Source organism: Pseudonocardia sp. SID8383 (assembly GCF_009864975.1).
GTDB classification, from domain to species: domain Bacteria; phylum Actinomycetota; class Actinomycetes; order Mycobacteriales; family Pseudonocardiaceae; genus Pseudonocardia; species Pseudonocardia alni.
This window is the reverse complement of record NZ_WWFY01000208.1, coordinates 1-7,964: the sequence shown is the minus strand read 5'-3', so window position 1 is coordinate 7,964 and position 7,964 is coordinate 1. Positions and strand designations below refer to the sequence as shown.

Genomic DNA, 7,964 nt, shown 5'->3' with positions numbered 1-7,964 from the left:
CGCCGACCCGACGGCCTGCGGGATCCGGGCGTCGGTGCCGGGGGCGAGCGCGGTCGCGGCGCTCGCGGCGGGCACGACGTCACCGACCGCGCCGTTGATCGCGGACACGGTGCCGGCGACCGGGGCGCGCAGCAGGGTGTCGTCGAGGGCGCGCTGGGCGTCGGCGAGGGTGTTGCGGGCGTCGGCGACCACGGCGTCCTGCACCGCGACGTCGGCAGGTGCGTCGTTGTTCGCCCCGGTGAGCTGCGAGCGGGCGTCGGACACCGCACTCTCGGCGTTCGCGATCGAGACCCGGCCGGAGGCGGCGCCGGTGTCCCGGGTGCCCTCGGCCTGCGCCAGCGCCGTCTGCGAGGTGATGACCTGGCCCTTCGCCGTCGTCACGGCCTGCTCGTCGGTGGCGACGGCGGTGCAGTTCGGGTCGGTCGTCGCCGCGCCGAGGCCGGACCCGCCCGAGGTGCCGGACCCGCCGGACAGACCGCCGAGCAGCCCGCCGCCGGACGGGTCGGCGGTGGGCTCCGGGGTCGCGGACGCGGTGCTGCCGCCGGAGCGCTTGCAGGCCCGCCGGTCGGTCTCCAGCTTCTCCTGGGCCGCGGCGAGCTGCTTGCGGTCGAAGGCGAGCTGGACCCTCGCCCGCTCGACGGCGGTGTCGTTCGCCGCGTTCTGCGCCCCGACCTGGTCGCGGGTCGCGGCCAGTACCGACTCGGCCGAGGCCAGCGACGCCTGCGCGGCCTCGACGGTGTTCGCGCCGGTCAGCTTGCCCAGCGACGCCTGCTGCTGGTCCAGCCCCGCCTGCGCGGCGGCGACCTGGGACAGGGCCTCGGCGTCGTCGAGCCGGGCGAGCGGCTGCCCGGCGGCGACGGTCTCGCCGACCTCCACGAGCAGCTCGGTGACCCGGCCGCCGTCGGTGAACCCGAGGTTCTGCTGGGTGATCGACACCAGCGACCCCGACGCCGACACCCCGGTGGAGACCACACCCCGGTCGACGACGGCCGTCGGCGGCGGCTGGTCCCCTCCGGTGCAGGCCGTGAGGCCGACGAGTCCGGCGAGCAGCAGGCTGCCCGCGAGCCGCAGTCGGGTCATGAAGTGCTCCTCGGTGCTGTCGCGGGCGCTGTCACTGGTGCCGCAGGGCGTCGATGGGCCGCATCCGCGCGGCCCGGTTGGCGGGGAAACCGCCCGCGAGCAGCCCGATCAGCAGGCTCACCCCGAAGGCGAGCACCACCGATCCGGCCGACACCGTCGGGGCGGGGAAGTCGGGTACGAGGCGGGGTAGGACGATCCCGGCCAGCACGGACACACCGACGCCGACCAGGATCCCGATGACCCCGCCGATGCCGGTGAGGACCATCGCCTCGATGAGGAACTGCTGCAGGATCGCGCGGCGGCGCGCGCCGATGGCCTTGCGGATGCCGATCTCGCGGGTCCGCTCGGTCACCGTGACCAGCATGATGTTGGCGACGCCGATGCTCCCGACCAGCAGCGAGATGCCCGCGACCGCCGCGACGAAGATCGTCACGAAGCTCAGGACCTGCGAGGACTGGTCGAGCAGGCTCTGCAGCGCGGTGACGGTGTAGTCGCGGTCCTGCGGGTCGTCGATGCGGTGCCGGTCGTCGAGGACCGTCGTGACCTGCTCGACCGCCTGCGGCACCGCGTCGGTGGACACAGCGCGCACGGTGATCTGGTCGACGACGTCGCCGCCACCGGTCAGGTAGGCGCGTGCGGCGCCCAGCGGCATGACGGCGATGTCGTCCTGCTGGCCGTTGGCGGCGAGCACGCCGATCACCCGGAACGAGGTGCGGCCGATCCGCACCTCCGAGCCGAGCGCGTCGCCGGCCCGGCCGCCGAACAGCGTCGCCACCGGGTTGGGGCCGAGCACGACGACCTTCGCCCGGGTCGTGGCCTGCCGGTCGTCGAAGAACGACCCGACGACCAGCTCCCGGTTGGTGATGTCGAGGTAGTCGGCGTCGGCGCCGGTCACGCCGCTGCGGACGCTCCCGCCACCGGCCAGCTGCAGCTGCGCCGAGCCGGTCACCGTCGGGCTGACCGAGGCGACCGCGGGCGCGGAGGCCCGGTCCCGCAGGGCGCGGACGTCGGCGTCGGTGAGGTCGCGCGGCGTGCCGCTGCCGCTGATGCCACCGCGGTCCGGGGTGATCTGGATCTGGTTGGCGAGCGGGCCGAACGCGTCGGCGACGAAGCGCTGCAGACCGTTGCCGAAGGCGACCAGCACGATCACCGCGGCGACCCCGATGATGATCCCGAGCATCGTCAGCAGCGACCGCAGCGGCCCGGCCCGCAGGCCCCGTACCGCGATCCGCGCGGACTCCCAGATCGTCATCGGCGCTCGTCACCCACGATCCGGCCGTCGCGCAGGGTCACCACGCGCTTGGCGAACTCTGCGACCTCGGGCTCGTGGGTGATCAGCACGACGGTGCGGCCGCTCTCGTTCAGCTCCACGAACAGGTTCATGACGTCGGTGGTCGAGGCGGTGTCGAGGTTCCCCGTCGGCTCGTCGGCCAGGATCATCGAGGGGTCGGTGACCAGGGCACGGGCCACCGCGACGCGCTGCTGCTGGCCGCCGGAGAGCTCGTTGGGCCGGTGGTCGCCGCGGTCGCCGAGCCCGACCCGTTCCAGCGCGCGCCGCGCCCGGCCCCGGCGGTCGCGCCCGCCGGCGTAGACCAGCGGCAGCTCCACGTTGGCCAGCGCCGAGGTGCGCGGCAGCAGGTTGAACGACTGGAAGACGAAACCGATCTTCTGCAGCCGGACGTCGGCGAGCCTGTTGTCCGACATCCGGCCGACGTCGATGCCGTCGAGCCGGTAGGCGCCGGAGCTCGGCACGTCGAGGCAGCCGAGGATGTTCATCATCGTGGACTTGCCCGAGCCGGAGGGGCCCATGATCGCGACGAGGTCGCCGTCGTCGACGTGCAGGTCCACGGCGTCGAGTGCGCGCAGCTCGAGGGCTCCGGTCCGGTAGACCTTGGAGACCCCCTCCAGCTCGATCACGATTCCGGAGATTACGCACGGGGCGGTTCCGGGAAATCGTCGGGTCGCCGTCGGGAATGGTGCGCAGAAATATGGCGTCACCCGATCGGGTGGAAGGTTGCGCAGGGCCGTCACCTGCGGGTCGTCGATCAGTTGATGCGGATTCATTCCCATTCGACGGTCGAGAGCGGGGAGGTGTCCCCGAAACGGCGTCGCGAATTCGTGACCACCTCGTGACCGGTCCTGCCGCGGCTGCGGCCGGGCCCGTCCGGCTACGGTGCCGTGGACCGACGCCGGGAGGCCGCATGGGCGAGCGACGACACCTGCTGGAGGGGCTGGCCGGCCCGACCCTCGCGCTGGAGGCGGTGAACCGGGCGACCCACGAGTTCACCGGCAGGCAGGCCCGGCGGGCGGGGCTGCACCCGACCGACCTGTGGGCGTTGCGGCTGCTCGACGTGCACGACTCGCTCGGGCCGACCGAGCTGGCCCGGCGGCTGGACCTGCGGCCGGCCTCGACCACCGCGCTGATCGACCGGCTCGAGGCGGCCGGCCACCTCGAGCGTGTCCCCGACCCGCACGACCGCCGCCGGGTCACCGTGCGCTCGCGGGAGGAGTCCTTCCGCGCGCGGCTCGCGCAGTGGGAGCCGGCCGTCCGGGCCCTCGACGACGTCGCCCGCCGCCTCTCCGCCGACGAGGGCGAGGTCGTCGAGCGCTACCTGCGCGCGGTCGTCGCCACGCTCGACGAGCTCGGCGCCGGGTAGTCCGGGAGCCGGAACGCGTCGACCGCGCCGGTCGGGGTGGCCCCGAGCAGCCCGGTCACCCGCTTCCCGACCGGGCTCGCGACGGCCCGGAACGCGGTGCGCAGCGTCCGGATCCCGGCCCGGGTCCGCGGGTTGGCCAGCGTCAGCGGCGGCAGTTTCTGCGCCTGCTCGGTCGCGGGCCTCAGCAGCTCCTCGTAGCGGTGTAGCGCACCCGCGGTGTCGCCGGGGCGGGAGGCCAGCTCCCCGGCCAGTACGTAGGCACCGATCAGGGCCAGGCTCGTGCCCCCGCCGCCCAGCGGCGACGGGCAGTACGCGGCGTCGCCGAGCAGTACCACCCGTCCCGAGCTCCAGCGCGGGGCCGTGACCTGCCCGACGGCGTCGAAGTACATCGGGGCGCCGTCCGGCCCGTCGCCGAGCTCGCGCAGGATCCGCGGGGCGACCCAGCCCGCGTCGGCGAAGGTCCGCTGCAGGACGGTGCGGACGTCGGCGTCGCCGAGGGTCTCCAGGCCGCGCACCCCGGACAGGAAGGTCAGCATGGCGCGGGTGGTGCCCAGGTTGTCCGGGCGCAGGTGCACCCCGCGCGAGCCGGTCTCGTGGAACCAGTTCCACCAGGCGTCGTCGTCGGCGGTACGGGGGATCGTCAGGTAGGCGCCGTACAGGCCGGTCTCGCGGACGGTGACGTCGTCGAACACCAGGTCGCGGGTGCGCGACCGCAGCCCCTCGGCGACCACGACGAGGTCGGCGGTGACCGTGGTGCCGTCGTCGAGGGCGACCCGGGCCGGGCCGTCGCCGGCGCCCCGGTCCTCGACGCCGGTGATCCGGGTGCCGAACCGGAACGCCGTGGACCCCGGCGCGGCCCCGATCAGCACCCGGGCCAGCTCGCCGCGCAGGATCTCCAGCTCGGCGGTCGGACCGTCGGCCGACCCGGTCGGGTCCATCGGGATCTCGGCGACCGGGCGCCCGTCGTCGCCGATCACGCGGAAGCCGACCTCGCGGGTGCCGGCGGCCCGCACGGCGTCCTCCAGGCCCATCCGGCGCAGGACCTCACGGGCGGTGCCACGGACGTCGATGTTGTGCCCCTCGTCGCGCTGCCGCGGCGCGCGCTCCAGGACGGTCGTCCGCCAGCCGTACGCGGCCAGGCGCAGGGCGAGCGCGGAGCCGGCGATGCCGGCGCCGGAGATGAGGGCGTGCCGGGAGGAGGCCATGGTAGTTAGATGACCGAACTATCTGGTCGGCTAAACCTGCGCGACGATCTCGTCGGCCACCCAGCGGGCGGCACCCTGCGGGAACGGGGCGGGCAGGCCCAGGACCACGTGCCCGAAGCCCGCGCCGACGGCGGCGGACACCCGCTCGCGGGCGTCCGCCGGGTCGTCGTAGGAGACGCCCAGGTGGATCGACCGGGTGATCTCCGCCGGGTCCCGGTCGATGTCGGCGCACAGTTCGTCGAGCAGCGCGCTGCGGGCGACGGCGTCGTCGAGGTCGCCGCCGGGGATGTTCCAGACGTCGGCGTGCCGGGCCGCGATCCGCAGCGTCGCCCTGGCCCGTCCGCCGATCACGATCGGCGGGTGGGCCTGCACCGGCTTCGGGCTGCCGAACGCGCCGGTGAGCCGCACCTGCTCGCCGTCGACGTCGAACGGCTCGGTCTCGGTCCACAGCCGCCGGATCACCGTGCAGGCCTCGTCGAGCGCGGTGACGGCGTCGGCGGTGGCGGCGAAGGGCAGGCCGTGCGCCTCGTACTCGCGGCGGGCGAGCGGGTGGTCCGGGCGGGACCCGACGCCGATGCCCAGGTCGAGCCGTCCGCCGGAGACGACGTCGACCGTCGTCGCGATCTTGGCCAGCACCGCGGGCGGGCGGAACCGGTTGCTGGTGACCAGCAGACCCAGACGCAGCCGTCGGGTCCGAGCGGCCAGCGCGGACAGGGTGGTCCAGCCGTCGAGGGCCGGCCCCAGCGGGTCGCCGCCGATCGGCATGAGGTGGTCGAACAGCCAGGCGTGCTCGATGCCGGGCAGCTCGTCGGCCTCCAGCCAGACGCGCAGCAGGTCGTCGTAGGTGGTCTGCATCTGGGCGGTCATGATGCCGATGGACGCTCGGGACACGGGGACTCCTGTGCGGGACGACGACGGACGATGAAACGGAACAATGTTCCGAGTACGATACGGAACAGTGTTCCGGTCAGCAAGGGAGTGTGCGGTGGGTGTGCAGCGGGAACCGGTCCGGTCCGACGCCCGGCGGAGTCGTGCCGCCCTGCTCGAGGCCGCCGCGGCCGAGTTCGTGACCGCGGGCGTCGACGCGCCGGTCCGGGCGATCGCCGCCCGCGCAGGGGTCGGCGTGGGGACGGTCTACCGGCACTTCCCCACCCGGCCCGACCTGGTCGTCGCCGTCTACCGGCACCAGGTCGAGGGGTGTGCGGCGGCCGCACGGACCTGCCTGGACGCCGGTCCGACGCCGTTCGACGCCCTCGTGGCCTGGGTCGGGGAGTTCGTCGACCTGCTCGTCACCAAGCACGGGTTGGTCGCGATGCTCGTCCACGACGACGGCCGCTCCGCCGCGCTGCACGAACTGTTCCTGGAGCGTCTCCTGCCGGCGGGGGAGGAGATCGTCCGGGCGGCGCGGGAGGCCGGGCAGCTGCCGTCCGACGTCACCGCCTACGAGGTGCTGCGGGGGATCGGCAATCTCTGCTTCGGCGCCGAGGCCGACTCCGCCTACGACGCCCGCCGCGCCGTCGGCTTCTTCCTCGCGGGCCTCCGGGTTGCGTAACCGGAACAGCGTTCCTATATTTCCGGAGGAGGCTCCGTTTCGAGCTCTCCACTCCGTCTCCCGAAGGAGCGCACCATCGTGGACTCCACGATCTCCCTCACCGTCGACGGCCGTCGCCACGAGCTGACGGTCGACACCCGGACCACCGTCCTCGACGCGCTGCGTGACCGGCTCGGCGTGACCAGCGCCAAGAAGGGCTGCGACCACGGCCAGTGCGGTGCGTGCACCGTCCTGCTGGCCGCACCCGGCGAACAGGGGCCGGGCCGCCGCGTGCTGTCCTGCCTCTCGCTCGCCGTCGCCCACGACGACGCCGCGGTCACCACCGCCGACGGCCTCGGCACCGGTGCGGACCTGCACCCGCTCGCCGAGGCCTTCGTCGCGCACGACGCCTACCAGTGCGGCTACTGCACCCCCGGCCAGATCTGCTCGGCCGCCGGGATGCTGGACGAGGCCCGCGCCGGGCACCCCAGCGCGGTCACCGCCGACCTGTCCGGCGACGGGCCGGCCGTGCTGGACCGCGCCGAGATCGCCGAGCGGCTGTCCGGGAACCTGTGCCGCTGCGCCGCCTACTCCGGAATCGTCGACGCCGTCGGTGCCGTGGGCACCGGGACGGGGGCGTCGCGGTGAAGCCGTTCGCCTACACCCGTCCCGGCGACGCCGCGGCTGCGGTCGCCGTCGTCTCCGCCGACCCGTCCGCCGCCTACCTGGCCGGTGGGACCAACCTCGTCGACCACCTCAAGCTGGGCCTGGTCGAGCCGGGCACGCTCGTCGACGTCACCGGCCTGCTGCCCACCGGGATCACCCCGACCGCCGACGGCGGCCTGTCCATCGGCGCGGGCGCCCGCAACACCGACGTCGCCGTGGACCCGCGGGTCAGGCACCACTACCCGGCACTGTCCGCGGCGCTGCTCGCCGGGGCCTCGGGGCAGCTGCGCAACATGGCGACGACCGGCGGGAACCTGCTGCAGCGCACCCGCTGCTCCTACTTCGCCGACCTCACCGCGCCCTGCACCAAGCGTGACCCCGGGCAGAGTTGCTCCGCACAGCACGGCTGGGCCCGCCATCACGCGGTCCTCGGCGCACCCGAGGGCGGCTGCATCGCGACCCACCCGTCGGACATGGCGGTCGCGCTGGCCGCGTTCGACGCCCGCGTGCACGTCCTCGGCCCGGACGGGGAGCGCACCGTCGCCGCCACCGAGCTGCACCGGCTGCCCGGCGACGACCCGGGCCGCGACACCGTGCTGGAGCACGGGGAGCTGATCACCTCGGTCGAGCTGCCCGCGCTGCCGGTCGCCGCGCACTCCACCTACCGCAAGGTCCGCGACCGCGCCTCGTACGCGTTCGCGCTGGTGTCGGTCGCCGCGGCCCTCGACGTCGCCGACGACGGCACCGTCCGCGACGTGCGGATCGCCCTCGGCGGGGTCGCGCACCGGCCGTGGCGGGCGCGCCGCGCCGAGCAGGCGCTGCTCG

Annotated in this window: 9 protein-coding genes; 4 read left to right on the top strand and 5 right to left on the bottom strand. The window is 74.5% G+C overall.

Annotated features, from left to right (window positions below; genetic code table 11):
* From GTW08_RS05060 to GTW08_RS05050, 3 genes are all read right to left on the bottom strand, one after another.
* The coding region (locus GTW08_RS05060) for a biotin/lipoyl-binding protein (protein WP_161151481.1) at window positions 1-1,080 on the bottom strand (1,080 nt) is incomplete at its 3' end.
* 31 nt (window positions 1,081-1,111) lie between these two features.
* The gene (locus tag GTW08_RS05055) at window positions 1,112-2,332 is read right to left on the bottom strand and encodes an ABC transporter permease (protein ID WP_161151480.1); all 1,221 of its coding nucleotides are present in this window, start codon (window positions 2,330-2,332) and stop codon (window positions 1,112-1,114) included.
* Complete coding sequence (locus GTW08_RS05050) at window positions 2,329-2,997, bottom strand: ABC transporter ATP-binding protein (RefSeq protein ID WP_073577370.1); 669 nt, start codon at window positions 2,995-2,997, stop codon at window positions 2,329-2,331. Before GTW08_RS05050 ends, GTW08_RS05055 begins: the two co-directional genes overlap by 4 nt.
* 284 nt (window positions 2,998-3,281) lie before the next feature.
* Here GTW08_RS05050 and GTW08_RS05045 point away from each other — a divergent pair, with 284 nt between their 5' ends.
* Entirely contained in the window at window positions 3,282-3,737 is a 456-nt protein-coding gene (locus GTW08_RS05045) for a MarR family winged helix-turn-helix transcriptional regulator (RefSeq protein ID WP_161151479.1), read from the top strand.
* Here GTW08_RS05045 and GTW08_RS05040 read toward each other — a convergent pair.
* Window positions 3,689-4,942, bottom strand: coding sequence for an FAD-dependent monooxygenase (locus GTW08_RS05040; RefSeq protein ID WP_161151478.1), 1,254 nt, complete (start codon window positions 4,940-4,942; stop codon window positions 3,689-3,691). The two genes, GTW08_RS05045 and GTW08_RS05040, sit on opposite strands and share 49 nt — an antisense overlap.
* A 30-nt stretch (window positions 4,943-4,972) precedes the next feature.
* Window positions 4,973-5,809, bottom strand: coding sequence for an LLM class flavin-dependent oxidoreductase (locus tag GTW08_RS05035; RefSeq protein WP_073577470.1), 837 nt, complete (start codon window positions 5,807-5,809; stop codon window positions 4,973-4,975).
* Between the two features lie 118 nt (window positions 5,810-5,927).
* Here GTW08_RS05035 and GTW08_RS05030 point away from each other — a divergent pair, with 118 nt between their 5' ends.
* From GTW08_RS05030 to GTW08_RS05020, 3 genes are all read left to right on the top strand, one after another.
* Window positions 5,928-6,494, top strand: a complete 567-nt coding sequence (locus GTW08_RS05030; protein WP_073577373.1) for a TetR/AcrR family transcriptional regulator — start codon at window positions 5,928-5,930, stop codon at window positions 6,492-6,494.
* 78 nt (window positions 6,495-6,572) lie between these two features.
* Window positions 6,573-7,121 carry a 2Fe-2S iron-sulfur cluster-binding protein gene (locus GTW08_RS05025; protein ID WP_073577374.1) on the top strand — a complete coding sequence of 183 codons (549 nt, stop codon included), beginning with the start codon at window positions 6,573-6,575 and terminating at the stop codon, window positions 7,119-7,121.
* The coding region (locus GTW08_RS05020) for an FAD binding domain-containing protein (RefSeq protein ID WP_161151477.1) at window positions 7,118-7,964 on the top strand (847 nt) is incomplete at its 3' end. The genes GTW08_RS05025 and GTW08_RS05020, both read left to right, overlap by 4 nt.

Bases quoted from the DNA above. Each gene is read 5' to 3' on its own strand.
- GTW08_RS05055 (WP_161151480.1), bottom strand. From the start codon at position 2,332: ATGACGATCTGGGAGTCCGCGCGGATCGCGGTACGGGGCCTGCGGGCC.
- GTW08_RS05045 (WP_161151479.1), top strand. From the start codon at position 3,282: ATGGGCGAGCGACGACACCTGCTGGAGGGGCTGGCCGGCCCGACCCTC.
- GTW08_RS05040 (WP_161151478.1), bottom strand. From the start codon at position 4,942: ATGGCCTCCTCCCGGCACGCCCTCATCTCCGGCGCCGGCATCGCCGGC.
- GTW08_RS05035 (WP_073577470.1), bottom strand. From the start codon at position 5,809: ATGACCGCCCAGATGCAGACCACCTACGACGACCTGCTGCGCGTCTGG.